Origin of the sequence: Leclercia adecarboxylata (assembly GCF_035787115.1) — a bacterium.
Classification (GTDB): domain Bacteria; phylum Pseudomonadota; class Gammaproteobacteria; order Enterobacterales; family Enterobacteriaceae; genus Enterobacter; species Enterobacter adecarboxylatus_E.
Genome location: NZ_JALKTL010000003.1, coordinates 341,215 through 358,075, shown reverse-complemented (window position 1 = coordinate 358,075; position 16,861 = coordinate 341,215). Strand labels below are relative to the sequence as shown.

The following is a 16,861-nucleotide window of genomic DNA, read 5'->3' as shown; positions in this document are numbered from 1 at the left end:
AACATTTCTCACAGCGAACCCTGATCCTTTTTCATCTAAAAACCAGGTTTTATTATGGATATCAAAAAACTACTTAAGCACGTCCCCTGGCTGCTGCTGGGGATCCTCGGTGCATGTTGTCTTGCCGTCGTCGCCCTGCGCCGCGGCGAGCACATCAGCGCCCTGTGGATCGTCGTGGCCTCCGTGTCGGTCTATCTGGTGGCGTATCGCTACTACAGTCTTTACATCGCGCAGAAGGTCATGAAGCTCGACCCCTCGCGCGCCACCCCGGCGGTCATTAACAATGACGGCCTGAACTACGTGCCTACCAACCGCTACGTGCTGTTTGGCCACCACTTTGCGGCCATCGCAGGCGCAGGCCCGCTGGTCGGGCCGGTCCTGGCGGCGCAGATGGGCTACCTGCCGGGTACCCTGTGGCTGCTGGCGGGCGTGGTGCTGGCGGGAGCGGTGCAGGACTTTATGGTGCTGTTTATCTCTTCCCGTCGTAACGGCGCCTCTCTGGGCGAGATGATTAAAGAAGAGATGGGCCGCGTGCCGGGTACCATTGCCCTGTTCGGCTGCTTCCTGATTATGATCATCATCCTGGCGGTGCTGGCGCTGATCGTGGTGAAGGCGCTGGCGGAAAGTCCGTGGGGCGTGTTCACCGTCTGCTCCACCGTGCCGATTGCGCTGTTCATGGGGATCTACATGCGATTCCTGCGTCCGGGCCGCGTGGGTGAAGTGTCGGTCATCGGTATCGTGCTGCTGGTCGCCTCCATTTACTTCGGCGGCGTCATTGCCCACGACCCGTACTGGGGCCCGGCGCTGACCTTTAAAGACACCACCATCACCTTTGCCCTGGTGGGATATGCCTTTATCTCTGCCCTGCTGCCGGTATGGCTGATTCTGGCGCCGCGCGACTACCTGGCAACATTCCTGAAAATTGGCGTGATTGTCGGTCTGGCCATCGGCATCGTGATCATCAACCCTGAGCTGAAAATGCCTGCGGTGACCCAGTACGTTGACGGTACCGGTCCACTGTGGAAAGGCGCGCTGTTCCCGTTCCTGTTTATTACCATTGCCTGCGGCGCGGTCTCTGGCTTCCACGCCCTGATCGCCTCCGGCACCACGCCAAAACTGCTGGCGAACGAAACCGACGCCCGCTTTATCGGTTACGGCGCGATGCTGATGGAATCCTTCGTGGCGGTTATGGCGCTGGTGGCGGCATCCATCATCGAGCCGGGTCTCTACTTCGCAATGAACACCCCACCTGCGGGCCTGGGCATCACCATGCCGAACCTGCATGAGATGGGCGGCGACAACGCGGCGCTGATCATGGCGCAGCTGAAGGATGTGAGCGCCCACGCGGCGGCGACCGTCAGCTCCTGGGGCTTTGTGATCTCCCCTGAGCAGATCATGCAGACCGCCAAAGACATCGGCGAACCGTCTGTTCTGAACCGTGCCGGTGGCGCACCAACCCTGGCGGTCGGTATCGCTCACGTGTTCCACAAGGTGCTGCCGTGGGCGGACATGGGCTTCTGGTACCACTTCGGTATTCTGTTCGAAGCGCTGTTCATCCTTACCGCGCTGGATGCCGGTACCCGTGCGGGCCGCTTTATGCTGCAGGATCTGCTGGGTAACTTCGTGCCGTTCCTGAAGAAAACCGACTCGCTGGCGGCGGGCGTGCTGGGTACCGCGGGCTGCGTCGGCCTGTGGGGTTATCTGCTGTATCAGGGCGTGGTTGACCCACTGGGCGGCGTGAAGAGCCTGTGGCCGCTGTTCGGTATCTCTAACCAGATGCTGGCAGCCGTCGCCCTGGTGCTCGGCACCGTGGTACTGGTGAAGATGAAGCGCACCAAATACATCTGGGTGACCGTGGTGCCTGCGCTGTGGCTGCTGCTCTGCACCACCTGGGCGCTGGGTCTGAAGCTGTTCAGCACCAACCCACAGCTGGAAGGCTTCTTCTTTATGGCTAACCAGTACAAAGAGAAGATTGCCGCAGGCGGCGGTGAGCTGACGGCTCAGCAGATTGCCAACATGAACCATATCGTGGTGAACAACTACACCAACGCGGGCCTGAGCATTCTGTTCCTGGTGGTGGTCTACAGCATCATCTTCTACGGCATCAAAACCTGGATGAAGGTGCGTAACGCCGACGGTCGCACGGACAAAGAGACCCCGTACGTACCGGTGCCGGAAGGCGGCGTGAAGACCTCTTCACACCACTAATCCTTCTCCCCTCACCCTCTCCCCATAGGGGAGTGGGGACCGCACGGTGCGGTCTTTTCCCCCTCTCCCCATAGGGATGAGGGGACTGCACGGCGCGGTCTTTTCCACCTCTCCCCATAGGGGAGAGGGGACCGCACGGTGCGGTCTTTTCCCCCTTTCCCCATAGTGGTGAGGGGACTACACGGCGCGGTCTTTTCCCCCTCTCCCCTTTGGGGAGAGGGCCGGGGTGAGGGGAAACAACGCCCGGCGACTCCCCCTCGCCGGGCTTTTTCTTATCAGGATGGGTTATGTTTGGTAACTTAGGCGAAGCAAAAAAATATCTCGGTCAGGCGGCGAAGATGCTGATTGGCATTCCGGACTATGACAACTACGTTGAGCATATGAAGACCAACCATCCGGATAAGCCGTACATGACCTACAACGAATTCTTCCGCGAGCGTCAGGAAGCGCGCTACGGCGGAGGAGGCGAAGGCGGCGTACGCTGCTGCTAAAGGAGACAACATGACACCGATTGCAGTTACCCTACTCACCGGCTTTCTCGGGGCGGGCAAAACCACCCTGCTGCGCCACATCCTCAACGAACAGCACGGCTTTAAAATCGCGGTCATTGAAAACGAATTCGGTGAAGTCTCGGTGGACGACCAGCTGATTGGCGATCGCGCCACCCAGATCAAAACCCTGACCAACGGCTGCATCTGCTGCACCCGCTCGAACGAACTCGAAGACGCCCTGCTCGACCTGCTCGACAGCCGCGATCGCGGTGAGATCGACTTCGACCGCCTGGTGATTGAGTGCACCGGCATGGCCGACCCCGGCCCGATTATTCAGACCTTTTTCTCCCACGAGATCCTCTGCCAGCGCTACCTGCTGGACGGTGTCATCGCCCTGGTTGACGCGGTGCACGCCGACGATCAGATGAACCAGTTCACCATCGCCCAGTCGCAGGTGGGCTACGCCGACCGTATCCTGCTGACCAAAACCGACGTAGCGGGCGAGAGCGAAAAACTGCGCGAGCGCCTGACCCGCATTAACGCGCGGGCGCCGATCTACACCGTCACGCACGGTGATATCGACCTGACGCAGCTGTTCAATACCAACGGCTTTATGCTGGAAGAAAACGTCACCGCGAAACCGCGCTTCCACTTTATGGCCGACAAGCAGAACGACGTGTCGTCGATTGTGGTCGAGCTGGATTACCCGGTGGATATCGGCGAGGTCTCCCGGGTAATGGAGAACCTGCTGCTCTCCTTTGCCGACAAGCTGCTGCGCTATAAAGGGATGCTGTGGATCGACGGCGAGCCAAACCGCCTGCTGTTCCAGGGCGTGCAGCGGCTGTACAGCGCCGACTGGGACCGTCCCTGGGGTGATGAACAGCCGCACAGCGTGATGGTGTTTATTGGTATTGAACTGCCGGAAGAGGAGATTCGGGCGGGATTTGCGGGGCTGCGGAAGTGACGGTATAGCTCCCTTTTTTAAAGGGAGCTATTCTAGTAGAGACATATGAAAAAACCAGAAAAATCATTTAATATACATGCAGTTAAAATTTTAAAAATAAATCAGCTGTGTTGGTAACAGTCATTCACACTGGAAGAAAAGCCTGATGGCGCTGCGCTTATCAGGCCTGTGGACTGCGGGTTTGTTCCCTCTCCCCTGTGGACTGCGGGTTTGTTCCCTCTCCCCTGTGGACTGCGGGTTTGTTCCCTCTCCCCTGTGGGGAGAGGGTCAGGGTGAGGGGAAGTGCCTAGCGGCGGATCACCACCAGCTTCTGGTTCACAAACTCTTTGATCCCCAGATCCGACAGCTCACGACCGTAACCGGAACGCTTCACGCCGCCAAACGGTAGCTCTGCGGCGGTATCGGTGAGCCAGTTGATCCACACCATCCCGGTTTCGATTTTTGAGGCCATCTTTTTGGCGCGCTCGGTGTCTTTACTGAAGATCGCCCCGCCCAGCCCGTAGTGCGAGTCGTTGGCAAGTTTCACCGCCTCCTCATCGTTTTTCACCACGTAGATCTGCGCCACCGGGCCGAAGAACTCTTCAAAGTACGCCGGGTTATCGCGGGTGATATTGGTCAGGATGGTCGGCTCAAAGAAGCTGCCCTCGCGCTGCACCGGTTTGCCGCCGTAGTGCAGCGTGGCGCCGTTTTTCACCGCCTCATCAACCTGTTTCGTCAGGGTTTCCAGGGCGTCTTTCGAGGAGAGCGGCCCAAGCGTGGTACTCTCATCCAGCGGGTCGCCAACCTTCACCTGCTTAAAGGCTTCGGTGTATTTCGCCAGGAACTGCTCCGCCACTTTCTCATGGATAATAAAGCGCTTGGCGGCGGTACAGACCTGCCCGGCGTTGGCGAGGCGCGCGTTGACGCCAGTTTTCACTGCCTTCTCCAGATCGGCATCGTCCAGCACCACGAACACATCGTTACCGCCCAGCTCCAGGGTCGATTTTTTGATGTGCTTCGCTGCCTGGGCCGCCACCACGCTACCCGCCTTCTCAGACCCGGTGAGCGCTGCGCCCTGCACGCGATCATCAGCGATGATATTCGCCACCTGATCTGAAGAGATAAACAGGTTGGTCCATGCCCCGTCCGGGGCGCTGGCTTCGCGCACCAGATGGGCGAAGGTCTCGGCACAGTGCGGCACGATGCTGGCATGTTTGGCGATCACCGGGTTGCCCGCCGCCAGGTTCGGGGCCAGCACGCGCATCAGCTGGTAGTACGGGAAGTTCCACGGCTCGACGGCCATCACCACGCCGATGGGGTGATGTTCAACCCATGCCTCACCAAGCTCCGAAGGATACTTCACCGGGGCGAGGAACTGCTTCGCATTGTCGGCATAATAGCGGGCGATCTGCGCGCAGAGTTTCACCTCGCCGCGGCTCTGGGCAATGAGTTTGCCCATCTCCACGCTGGCGATTTTTGCCAGCTCTTCGGTACGGGAATCAATGAGATCCGCCAGCTTATGCAGCACCGCCAGGCGCTTGTCCATGCTGCCCTTTGACCAGTCGGAATGGTAGAGCGCATCAGCCGTTTTCAGCGCCGCTTCGACGTCAGCATCAGTATGAGAAGGATATTCTTTGATGAGTTTGTTGTTGGCAGGATTCACTGTCTGATAGGCCATTGTTGCCTCCTTTTTTACCGCTTGGGGTATTAAGGGTAGTCAAAATGGCTGGGTATGGGGGTAAAGTTAGGTATATGGAGCGCGCCACCGGGAGGTGGCGCAGGTATTTTGTTAAGCGTAAGGCACTTATGCCACACAGCGTTCGTTCCAGCTATCCTTAAAGACGATGTTTCCGTCTACATACTTCCACTGAATAGACTCGTAGCGAAGCTCAATATTTTCTAAATGAGTTCCTGTTCCAGACCCCGGATGAAGGCTGGGTGTGATACCTGTGACTTTCACTTGTTCCATAAAGATATTAAAATATTCAACTTCCCTTCCTGCATCTACTATTTGATACATTTTTATTTCTGCTGATTTGAAGGTATAGCCGCGACTAATAGCGCGATATAAAACAGGGGTTACCCGGTCAAACTCTTTTTGAAAAAATATTGGCGTATGGATACGCGTACCGGTTAACTTCCCCGTATTTGAATCTGTCGGGATAGTCATGTGATGTGACAACGACTTTATCTCGATAGAGCCTACACGCCCCAGGACGCAGCATCCTCCCACAACAGGAGAGCCATTTTCATCTGTTAACCATAAATAAGCTGGATTTGACATATTACTTCCTTGTTTTCAATTTTTCCTGCTACGATATTTATCTAATACATCGACTACTTTCGTACATATGTAGAATAAGACCAACCATAATGCAGCATAAACAAACTTCATAGGCCACGCGACAGGTAGCATGATGCACATTATTAAGCCACCTATAAATAATGCTGACTCGACGAAATTCCAGATGAAAATAATGTTTGATACAAGTGTGCGTGAAATCTTCTTGATGACTGAAGATAGAGAGACATTGATCAACATTTAATTTACTCTCGACGATCTCTATTATTTTATTAAAATAAGGCTGCCCCAGTTGGTTAGCTATATGAATCGCTTCAACAAATGGTTTTACAACCGGCTCAAAAAGAAAATAAGACAGATCGTAATCATGTGGACGAAGTAATTGATAAATTTCAGGCACTTTGATAGCAAGTTCTTCTGACACACTTATGGAACGCTCCGCCCCCCCTATAAGCAACAGCATGGTGACCTTACCGATCCAGCTGTTAGCGGACGCAGCGCCAATAAAAGAAACACATGTCAGAACTGCTGCTCCTATAGAAGAGATAATTTCCGCGGTGACTAAGCGACCTGCAACGGATGAAACAACGCCACGATAAACACTATTTTGCTGGCTTATAGTGAGATATGTATTAAATTTTGCAAAAATCATATTAACTGCGTTTGTAACGTGGTCATAATTTAAAATATCGTTATGAATTGCCTGCGCCATACGGATTCGTTCAGTTTGATGTTTAAAGCGAGAGTCTGTGTCAAAATAGCCTATGGCAAGGTATCCAAGGTCAAGAGGAACGGTAAGCGCTCCATTTATCAAGCCCAGAATTACACCCGGTGACACAAGAATATCAACTATTCGGTTAGCGATCTTTTTCACATCATCTGTAGCTATATCTCCAATAAAAATAGCAGTATCTACCATGATATCTATCTCCTTTTTATAAGCGTTAAATTTTATATCACTTCATTCTCCTTAAACAAATATTATTTGCGGACTAAAAATAATATTCATGTCATCTATAAATAAATTATATCACCAAAATTAGCCATATGCGTTTTTACTATTTTGGGAAATTAAAAGAGTTGGGTATAAAAAACTGGGTCATCCAGAAACACAAAAGCAAACCGGCACACGCTTTGTAGCCCCGGTAAGCGCAGCGCCACCGGGGGAAATACCACCGAGGTTAACTCTTGTTTTGATCGCGAAGCATTGCTTCCCGCAGGATAGCATTCAGCCGGGTCTGATAACCTTTCCCGGGACGTTTAAGCCACTCCATGACATCAGCATCAATACGCACTGAAGCCTGCGTTTTTAGTGGGCGATAAAATTTGCCACGTACTGCGTCAGACCACTGTTCATCGGTTGTTTCAGGAATGTCGCTGTAGTCGATTTCATCATCTGCCTTTTGAGCCAGCGCATTGAGTTCAGCTTCTCGCAGTGAACCTGGTTGTGCAACCTCACCGCGTTTATGTTTAATGATGCTCATAAAGATTCCTCTCTTTCAGACTTGCCTTACGGGCGCTAATAATGCGAATAATTTCAGCCCCACTTTCAAAACGAACCGTATGCACGGCAACAATCACCACAACACCCTTGATCAGACCGATTGTTTGCCACCGATACTCACCATTTACGTATCGATCCTGTCTGGATAAGTGGTAAGGATCATCAAAAACACATACCGCATCCTCAAAGCGGATCCCATGTTTATACAGATTGCTTTTCGCCTTGTTTGCATCCCATTCAAACTCCGTTGGCATAGTGTACTCCTTCACTTTTGTATATACAAAAAAGCCTATACAAACTGAATGAGGATTACTCATTAATTCTTCGAGTCGTCAGCAAATCAGGAAGCATGCTCGAAGAAAAAATGAAATGCATGCCAGCAGCTACCTGATACTATGAGGCGACTCGCATTCCCTCTCATGCTATAACCCCTTTACCCCTCCAACCGGTATTCGCCATGACCCACACCCGCCACGTCAGTCAGACCTTTATCCGCCAGCCCGGCGTGGAGTTGCGCAGCACCTGGCAAAGCACGCAGGCCTATAAACGCCACAGCCATGCCCAGCTTTCCATCGGCGCTATCCTCGAGGGACAAACCTGCTGCACCTGCAACGGCGAGCCGTTCACCCTCTACCCGGGCGATCTGATTGTTATCCCCGCCCATATGCCGCACAGCTGTAACCCCGTGGCGGGACGACCCCGCAGCTACCATATGCTTTATATTGAGACTGACCTGCAGCCCGCCATGCACGTGATCCGCAGCGAAGCGCTTTTCCGCCAGTATCTGGCTGTGGTTGACACCCTGTCGCCCGGGGCTATTAAAGCCCTGCTCTCCGGGCTGGCAGAAAACAGCGCCCCGCCTGATCCTCTTCGTCCTTCCAGCCTTGCCCTGTTGCAGACGTTACGCCACAGCCTGCAGGCACCGCCCTCGCTGGATGTATTGGCCCGACGCTTTTCGCTGCGCAAAGAGACGCTTATCAGAACCTTTAAGCAGGATACCGGCCTGACGCCTGGCACTTTCCTGAACATTTCCCGGATAGAGTTCGCTAAAGCGCGACTGCGCGCCGGGGATAACATCGCCGACGTCAGCTACCAGAGCGGCTTTGCCGATCAGAGCCACTTCCATAAAACCTTTGTCAGCTACACCGCCGCCACGCCGCGCCAGTACGCCACCGGGCGATCAATATCCGACAATAATTAGCGCGCCATTCCCTGTAGCCTGACCTCAGTTTTGTTGATGAGGTCACTATGGAACTGACTCCCGCTCTCTTCCCGCCCGCTTTTCTGGCGCTCGCGCTGGCGCACTTCGTCGCCCTGCTCAGCCCCGGTCCGGATTTCTTTTTGCTGATGGGATTCGCCGCCCGCCATCGCCTGCGCGGCAGCGCCGGGCTGTGCGTGGGGATCGCCCTGGGCAACGGGCTTTATATTCTGTTGGTGATTATTGGCTCAAGCACGCTGCGTCAGTTCACGCTGCTATTTAACGCCATTGAACTCCTGGGCACACTTTATCTGCTGTGGATCGGCTGGCATCTGATCCGCAGTCGCGCCCGCACGCTGGCGCTGGATAACGCGGAGCCGGAATGCCCCGGCTTACGCAGGCAGCTTTTGCTGGGCCTGGGGTCGGCGGTATTAAATCCGAAAAACGCGCTCTTTTATCTGGCGCTGATGACCGCCCTGCTCGGGCCAAATGTCACCCTGCTGCAGCAGTCGGTGAGCGGCATCTGGATGGTCACGGTGGTGCTGATGTGGGATCTGGCGGTGGTGACATTTATCGCCCTGCCCGCCGTTCAGCGGCGGCTGAGCGACCACATCTGGAAGATGGAGCGCGTAGCGGGGATGGTACTGAGCGCGTTTGGCGCAGGGATTTTATGGCGATTTCTCACATCACTCTGAATGTAGGGAAAACGCCTGATGGCGCTGCGCTTATCAGGCCTACAAACCTGGTCTGGAAAAGCGCTCCCTACCCGCGAAATCGATCCGCGCAAAGAGCTACTGGAAGCGGTAAAACGCTATAACCAACAGCAAAAAGAGCTGTTGCGCGAACAAATCAGCACCATGAATCCCTACAAGTTTGAGCACCTGATTGGTCAGCTTCTGGAAGCGATGGGCTACGAGCAGGTTGAAGTGACCAAAGCCTCGGGTGATAAGGGTGTGGATGTGGTGGGCAGAGTGCAGGTGGGCATCACCACCATTACCGAAGTGGTGCAGGTTAAACGTATGCAGAGCAATATCACTCGCCCCGTGATCGACCAGTTACGCGGTGCCCTACCTTATCACAGTGCGATTCGCGGCACGTTGATTACCATCGGGCGATTTGCTGGCAACTGTGAGAAAGCGGCGCTGCGCCTATCACCTTGATTGACGGCGACCGCCTGCTGGAGTTGTTGATTGAGAATAACGTCGGCATTCGTCGCAGCAATGCTGTTGAATTGTTGGATGTAGATTTACAGCTTTTTGATGAGCTGGAAATGGATTGACCCGGTAAGGTTCTTGAGGGTGAATAACCCTCTTCCACTTTTTAAAACTTTATACGCCCCCCCTTTCATTTTTGGACGTTTTTAACGTCATACAGACGACATCTTGCGCCTTTAACCCTTGATAAAAAAACACACAGCGTTATGATTTTGGAAGACATTTCGCAAAATCGAACCATTTCATCCAGGGCTATTCAGCAACTAGCTGCGGGTGATTGCTGCAAGGAGTTCAATCTTTGACAACTGCTAACCCACATCAGCCAACAAACTTTGGTTTCCTGGCAGAATACGACCCGTTATTTGTTCAAATCACCTCTACCGCCGAGCAATTATTCTCAAGCGATCCCAACACGACGCTGATGAAGCTCCGTCAGTTTGGCGAAGCGCTGGCACAGAATATTGCAGCCAGGTTAAACATTAACCGTGAAGATAATCCCTCCCAGCAAGAATTGCTCTATCGCCTGGACAGGGAGTTGCAGCTTGATCCTGCGATACGCCAGTTATTTCATACACTGAGAATCGAAGGTAACAAAGCGACACATCAATTCCAGACCCGACATCGTGAAGCGATGGATGCCCTGAAGGTCGCACGGGCGCTGGCAATATGGTTCCACCAGACATTTGGTAATGCGGGAAGTCAGTTTAGCCCGGGTCCTTTTATCCCACCGCATGATCCGAGCGAACAGCTCAATAAATCCCAATCGGCGATCGAACAGCTCAAACAAACATTACTGGCGGCCAATCAAAAGCTGGAGTCCAGCAAGCAACTTCAGGATTTACTTAAACAGCAAAAAGAAGAATATGAGCAACTGGCCCATGCGATGGATATTGAGGCCAGAGAACAAAAGCAACTGCTGGAAATTAGCCAGCAGGATCTGCAAGCCCTCCAGCAAAATTACGAAGCAAAACTCACTGCTCTGCAGAAGCAGCTTACCCAGCAAACGCAACAAGCTATCAATGCACAACGTAAAGAGTTTGGCCGTAAATCCAGCCATGCACGCAAACATATTATTACCGAAGAGCTGACCAGAATCTTAATTGATCAGCAGCTCAACGAGTGGGGCTGGCTGGCCGATACTCAGCAAATTAGCTATAAGAAAGGCTCTCGTCCGGAGAAAGGCGTCAACAAAGCCATTGCGGAATGGCCAACCTTCGCAGATGACGAGCACGGGCGAGCCGATTACGTTCTGTTCTGCGGCCTCACACCGATAGCGACCGTTGAAGCAAAAAGGAAAAACGAAAACGTCGCCGGGAAAATTCCTCAGGCAGAGCGTTACAGCAAAGGTTTCCAGTTCGATGCTTCAATGAAGCCAGCCTGGTCTGAAGAAGGCCGCACGGAGGGATGGGAAGATGGCGTAAATAGCCTTTATCAAATTCCCTTCGTTTTCTCCTGTAATGGCAGGCCTTATATCAAACAGTCCGCAGAACATTCCGGGACATGGTTCCGTGATGTCCGCTTACCGGAAAATACTCGCTATCCGCTGGAAAGCTTTATCACACCTGAAGGCCTGATGGACCGCCTGCATCGCAGTCGCGCAGCAGCGGAGGCCAAATTACATAGCGAACCGTTTGGCTATCTGGGCCTGCGTGATTATCAGGAAAAGGCCGTCAAAGCAGTAGAGTCTGCCCTGGAGAACGGAGCGCGTGAAGCCCTACTGGCAATGGCAACCGGAACGGGGAAAACGCGAACCATTATTGGTTTAATTTACCGTTTCCTGAAAACAGAGCGTTTTAAACGGATCCTGTTCCTGGTGGACCGTTCGGCGCTGGGCGAACAGGCACAGGATGCCTTCAAAGAGGCCTCCCTGGAGCAGAACCGCACGCTTTCGCAGATATACAATGTCGCAGAACTGGGCGATATGGCGGCAGAAGCCGAAACCCGCGTGCAGGTTGCAACGGTGCAATCCATGGTCGGTCGCATTTATCGCTCCGGGCATCCGCCCGCTGTGGATACTTACGACTGTATCATTATCGATGAAGCGCACCGCGGCTATACCCTGGATCAGGAGATGACCGAGGGCGAACTTTCAATCCGCGACAATGCGCAATATCTTTCCAGCTATCGACGGGTTCTGGATTACTTCGACGCGGTAAAAATTGGGTTAACGGCAACCCCTGCCAAACATACCAGTGAGATTTTTGGGCACCCGGTTTATATCTATTCTTACCGTGAGGCCGTTGCGGAAGACTGGTTGATCGATCATGAACCGCCCGTTCGCTACGAAACTCTACTCAGCAGACATGGCATCCATTTTGATGCTGGCGATACCGTGAGCGCCGTAGATGCTGAAACCGGGGAAATCGATACCAGCGAGCTTGAAGACGAACTGAATTTTGACGTCGAGGCGTTTAACCGCAGAGTGATCACCGAAGATTTTAACCGGGTGATCTGTGAAGAACTGGCGAAAGAAATTGATCCTTCCGGCGACGAAAAAACACTGATTTTCTGCGCCACAGATGCACACGCGGATATGGTTAAGCGCCTGCTGGATAAAGCAATGGGTGACGTGAATCCCGACTTTAACCAGGCTGCAATTGAGAAGATCACCGGCAAGAGCGACCAGGTCAGCAAACTTATCAAACGCTTCAAAAATGAACGCTATCCCAGCATTGGCATTACCGTAGATCTGCTGACCACGGGTATCGACGTTCCGGCCATTACCCATCTGGTGTTCCTGCGCCGGGTGAAGTCCCGCATTTTGTACGAACAGATGATCGGCCGCGCCACTCGTCGCTGCGATGAGATCGGCAAGACCGTTTTCTGGATCCATGATCCGGTGGATATCTACGCCACGCTTCAGGAAGTGAATACCATGAAGCCGCTGGTGAAAAATGCGGGCGTGAGCATTGAACAATTAGTTAAAGAATTATCGGATGAAGAAGTCCTGGAAACGGCGCTGAACCACCCAGGGAACACCCCAACGGAAACCCAGGCGGACAGTCTGCTGAATCAGCTCAGCCAGAAAATCATGCGTGTACTGCGTAAAGCAGAGAGCAAAGCCGAAAAGCGCCCGGAAGTTCGCCAGAAACTCAATGAGCTGGAAGAACTGTGGGGTATTGAACCTAAGCAACTGCATCAGCACCTGCATCAAATGGGTCCTCAGCAAGCCTCAGTATTTCTTAATCAGCACCGCAACCTTATTAAGCAGTTAAGCGATGTCGGCGCGTTGCTGGGAAGTGAATACCGTCCGGTGATTTCTGACCATGAAGATGAACTCATCGGCAAAGAGCAGACTTACGGACGCTACCAGAAGCCGGCCGATTATCTGCAAAGCTTTAATGAGTTTATCTCTACTCAGATCAACCAGTCTGCCGCGCTGTCGGTCGTCATCAATCGCCCACGCGACCTGACGCGCCAACAACTCAAAGAAATTCGTCTTATGCTGGATGAAGCAGGTTACAGCGAGGCAACCTTGCGCTCAGCGGTACGCACCCAAAGTAACCAGACTATTGCCGCAACTATCATCGGGCATATCCGTCAGGCCGCACTGGGCGAACCCCTTATCCCGTTTGAAGAGCGGGTAGATCTGGCGCTGGAAAAAATCTATGCCCGCCATAACTGGACCGCACTTCAGAAAAAGTGGCTGGACAGGCTCGGGAAGCAACTGGTGCATGAAGTGGTGCTGGATAAAAACTTCGTTAACCATTTATTCTCCAGCGACGGGGGCGCTTCAAAGCTCAATGGTTTGCTGGATAACCAGCTGGACAGCATCCTTGACGAGATGAGCGACGCGTTGTGGGCATCTAAAACAGCCTGATCGTGATACCCTTTCCCATCTTTTTTGCAGACAGGCCGGGTAACCGGCCTTAACCGGAATAGCCATGAGTAATAACGAAATCGTCCAGAAACTCTGGAACCTTTGTGACGTCCTGCGTGACGACGGGATCAACTACAGCGATTACGTCACCGAGCTGGTGTTACTGCTGTTTATCAAGATGGTGCATGAGAACACCGAAGCGGAAACGCTGGATAAACACATCCTGCCAGAAGGCTGTCGCTGGACCGATTTAAGCAGCAAATCCGGCCTAAACCTGCTTAACGACTACAAACAAATTCTGCTGAAGCTCTCTACCGGTAAAGATGCAGAAGGCAACCTGGTACATGGCGATCCGCTGATCACCGCTATTTATGCTGATGCGCAAACGCGACTGCGTGAGCCGCGCCACCTAGAGCAGTTGATCCGCTCCTTGGATCAGATCGACTGGTTTAGCGCTCAGAAAGACGGTCTCGGCGATCTGTATGAAGGATTACTGGAAAAAAACGCCGGGGAAACCAAATCCGGGGCTGGTCAGTACTTTACCCCGCGTGCGCTGATCAACAGCATGGTGCGCTGCATTAAACCTCAGCCAGGGGAAGTGATTCAGGATCCTGCGGCAGGCACGGCGGGTTTTTTGATCGCCGCCGATCAGTACATTAAATCCAATACTGACGATCTCTATGACCTGTCGGATAAAGATCGCAGCTTCCAGAAAAACAAAGCCTTTATCGGCGTTGAGCTGGTCCCGTCCACACGCCGTCTGGCGTTAATGAACTGCCTGCTGCACGGCATGGAAGGCGATGAAAAAGGCGTGGTTCATCAGGGAAATGCGCTGGGCATGGCCGGAGAAACACTGGCTAAAGCCGATATTATTTTAGCGAACCCGCCGTTTGGTACTTCTAAAGGCGGTGAAGCCAGTATTACCCGCGGCGACCTTACCCACAAAACCAGTAATAAACAGCTGGCGTTTTTGCAGCACATCTATCGCAACCTGAAACCGGGTGGCCGCGCCGCCGTCGTGTTACCGGATAACGTGCTGTTCGAAGCAGGGGTTGGGGCAGATGTTCGCCGTGACCTGATGAACAAATGCAATCTGCATACGATCCTGCGTTTACCTACCGGGATTTTCTATGCTCAGGGCGTCAAGACCAACGTGCTGTTTTTCACCAAAGGCACCGATGCCGACAAGTATCAGGAAGAAAACTGTACCGGCGATGTCTGGGTATACGACCTGCGCACCAATATGCCGAGCTTCGGCAAGCGTACGCCCTTTACCGAGCAGCACCTCAAACCGTTTGAAGAGGTTTTTGGTAAGGATCCGCGCGGCAACAGTCCACGCACGGAAGGCGAATGGAGCTTTAACGCCCATGAAACTGACGTTTCCGACAGTGAAGAGAATCAGGGCACCGATCAGCACCTCGCTACCAGCCGCTGGCGTAAGTTCAGCCGCGAATGGATCCGGGATACAAAAGGCGATTCACTGGATATCGCCTGGCTGAAAGACAAAGACAGCGTGGATGCCGACAGCCTGCCCGAGCCAGATGTGTTAGCGGCAGAGGCGATGAGCGAGCTGGTACAGGCGCTGGGTGAGCTGGATGCGTTGATGCGTGAGTTGGGCGCGGGTGATGAGGCGGATGCGCAGCGGACGTTGCTGAATGAAGTATTTGGTGAGGTGAAGGCATGAGTGGGAGAGAATTGCCGGAGGAATGGATAACCTCAAAATTTACAGAGCTGATGGACGTCCAAGGTGGTACTCAACCGCCTAAATCCGAATTTATTTCAGAAAATTTGGAAGGGTACATTCGCTTACTACAAATTAGGGATTTTGGTAACAAACCAGTTCCAACATATATTCCTGTGGCAAACAAATTAAAAACATGCCGCAAAGAGGATTTACTCATTGGTCGTTATGGTGCATCTCTTGGGAGAATATGCACCGGACAAACAGGAGCATACAATGTTGCTCTTGCGAAAGTAATTTATCCTCATGAGTTTGAAAGGTCCTTTGTTCGCTATTATCTTGAGTCAGAACTATTTCAATCCCCTTTGAGATTATTATCCCGTTCAGCGCAAAATGGATTTAACAAAGATGATCTCAGTAAGTTTAATTTTTTACTTACCTCACTTTTCGAACAAAAAATCATCGCCGAAAAACTCGATACGCTGCTGGCACAGGTAGACAGCACCAAAGCACGTCTTGAGAAAATCCCGCAAATCCTGAAACGTTTTCGTCAGGCGGTATTGAATTCAGCTATGAGTGGAAGTCTAATAAACAAAGCCTTTACAAATTCACCTAAGAAGATAGGCGCTTATGTATCAATTGATATTGGGCATGCTTTTAAAAGTACTGAATTCAGTGAAAGTGGCATTCCTTTACTAAGAGGGAAAAATATCGAGCCAGGCGCATTACGTTGGGATGAAACAAAAAAACTCCCTTTAGAGAAATTACATGATTTTGAACATTTATTCATTAAGGAGGGTGATATCATTCTGGCAATGGATCGCCCAATAATCTCAAGTGGATTGAAACTAGCAAAAGCAAAAAAATCCGATTTACCATGTGTACTTGTACAGCGAGTCGCGCGGTTTAAAAATTATCGGAATCTGTTGCCAGAATATCTATTTCTGGCATTGAGCCATTTAAATTTCGAAAACTATATTCAACCCAACCAAACGGGCAGTGATATACCGCATATTAGCGGAAAGCAGATTATGGATTTTAAATGCACTATTCCTGACCTAAAGGAACAAGCCGAAATCGTCCGCCGCGTCGAACAGCTCTTCGCCTACGCCGACACTATCGAAAAGCAGGTCAATACCGCCCTGGAGCGCGTCAACAACCTCACCCAGTCGATACTGGCGAAAGCCTTTCGCGGTGAATTAACCGCCCAGTGGCGTGCAGAAAACCCGGATCTCATCACCGGTGAAAACAGCGCCGCAGCATTACTGGAAAAAATAAAAGCCGAACGGGCAACCAGCGGCACAAAAAAAACCGCACGTAAAAAATCCTGACCCTTATTATCTACGCACCTTCGGGTGCGCTTTTTATATTATCCCGCCAGAACACTTCATTCAGAAAAAGCAAAAAATCGCACCACTAAACGCCAGTTCTTCTCTTATTTTTACCGATTATCAGCTGGACTTAATTTGATCACTGGTTATATTAGCAGGGTTATTTAGC

13 protein-coding genes and 1 pseudogene are annotated in these 16,861 nt (G+C 52.3%); 9 read left to right on the top strand and 5 right to left on the bottom strand.

Going from position 1 to position 16,861, the window contains the following annotated elements; all coding sequences use genetic code 11:
- Positions 1-54: 54 nt before the first annotated feature.
- The 3 genes from MXM41_RS12545 (at position 55) to yjiA (ending at position 3,663) form a co-directional block, all read left to right on the top strand.
- Entirely contained in the window at positions 55-2,208 is a 2,154-nt protein-coding gene (locus tag MXM41_RS12545) for a carbon starvation CstA family protein (RefSeq protein WP_325932286.1), read from the top strand.
- A 287-nt stretch (positions 2,209-2,495) separates the two neighbouring features.
- Positions 2,496-2,699 (top strand): YbdD/YjiX family protein, encoded by a 204-nt coding sequence (locus tag MXM41_RS12540; RefSeq protein WP_032616354.1) that lies wholly within the window; start codon positions 2,496-2,498, stop codon positions 2,697-2,699.
- 10 nt (positions 2,700-2,709) lie between these two features.
- The gene (gene yjiA, locus MXM41_RS12535) at positions 2,710-3,663 is read left to right on the top strand and encodes a GTPase (RefSeq protein ID WP_325932285.1); all 954 of its coding nucleotides are present in this window, start codon (positions 2,710-2,712) and stop codon (positions 3,661-3,663) included.
- Positions 3,664-3,949: 286 nt separating this feature from the next.
- On the opposite strand, the gene MXM41_RS12530 is transcribed toward yjiA, so the two are convergent.
- The 5 genes from MXM41_RS12530 to MXM41_RS12510 form a co-directional block, all read right to left on the bottom strand.
- Entirely contained in the window at positions 3,950-5,320 is a 1,371-nt protein-coding gene (locus MXM41_RS12530) for an NAD-dependent succinate-semialdehyde dehydrogenase (protein ID WP_325932283.1), read from the bottom strand.
- A gap of 126 nt (positions 5,321-5,446) precedes the next feature.
- Entirely contained in the window at positions 5,447-5,926 is a 480-nt protein-coding gene (locus MXM41_RS12525) for an Hcp family type VI secretion system effector (RefSeq protein WP_325932281.1), read from the bottom strand.
- Between the two features lie 37 nt (positions 5,927-5,963).
- Positions 5,964-6,863: a hypothetical protein gene (locus tag MXM41_RS12520; protein WP_325932280.1), complete on the bottom strand. Its 900-nt coding sequence runs from the start codon at positions 6,861-6,863 to the stop codon at positions 5,964-5,966.
- A 262-nt stretch (positions 6,864-7,125) separates the two neighbouring features.
- The gene (locus MXM41_RS12515; RefSeq protein WP_325932279.1) at positions 7,126-7,428 is read right to left on the bottom strand and encodes a BrnA antitoxin family protein; all 303 of its coding nucleotides are present in this window, start codon (positions 7,426-7,428) and stop codon (positions 7,126-7,128) included.
- The gene (locus tag MXM41_RS12510) at positions 7,415-7,702 is read right to left on the bottom strand and encodes a BrnT family toxin (protein WP_325932277.1); all 288 of its coding nucleotides are present in this window, start codon (positions 7,700-7,702) and stop codon (positions 7,415-7,417) included. The genes MXM41_RS12515 and MXM41_RS12510 overlap by 14 nt, the downstream gene beginning before the upstream one ends.
- 203 nt (positions 7,703-7,905) lie before the next feature.
- Here MXM41_RS12510 and MXM41_RS12505 point away from each other — a divergent pair, with 203 nt between their 5' ends.
- From MXM41_RS12505 to MXM41_RS12480, 6 genes and pseudogenes are all read left to right on the top strand, one after another.
- Positions 7,906-8,649, top strand: a complete 744-nt coding sequence (locus tag MXM41_RS12505) for an AraC family transcriptional regulator (protein WP_325932275.1) — start codon at positions 7,906-7,908, stop codon at positions 8,647-8,649.
- Between the two features lie 47 nt (positions 8,650-8,696).
- A complete protein-coding gene (locus tag MXM41_RS12500; protein ID WP_325932274.1) occupies positions 8,697-9,341 on the top strand; it encodes a LysE family translocator in 645 nt (214 codons plus the stop codon).
- Between the two features lie 42 nt (positions 9,342-9,383).
- Positions 9,384-9,925: pseudogene (locus MXM41_RS12495) on the top strand (restriction endonuclease); the annotation flags it as partial.
- Positions 9,926-10,158: 233 nt separating this feature from the next.
- Positions 10,159-13,680 (top strand): type I restriction-modification system endonuclease, encoded by a 3,522-nt coding sequence (gene hsdR, locus MXM41_RS12490; RefSeq protein ID WP_325932273.1) that lies wholly within the window; start codon positions 10,159-10,161, stop codon positions 13,678-13,680.
- A gap of 64 nt (positions 13,681-13,744) precedes the next feature.
- Entirely contained in the window at positions 13,745-15,364 is a 1,620-nt protein-coding gene (locus MXM41_RS12485) for an N-6 DNA methylase (protein WP_325932272.1), read from the top strand.
- Positions 15,361-16,692 (top strand): restriction endonuclease subunit S, encoded by a 1,332-nt coding sequence (locus MXM41_RS12480; protein WP_325932271.1) that lies wholly within the window; start codon positions 15,361-15,363, stop codon positions 16,690-16,692. The genes MXM41_RS12485 and MXM41_RS12480 overlap by 4 nt, the downstream gene beginning before the upstream one ends.
- The last annotated feature ends 169 nt before the right edge of the window (positions 16,693-16,861 follow it).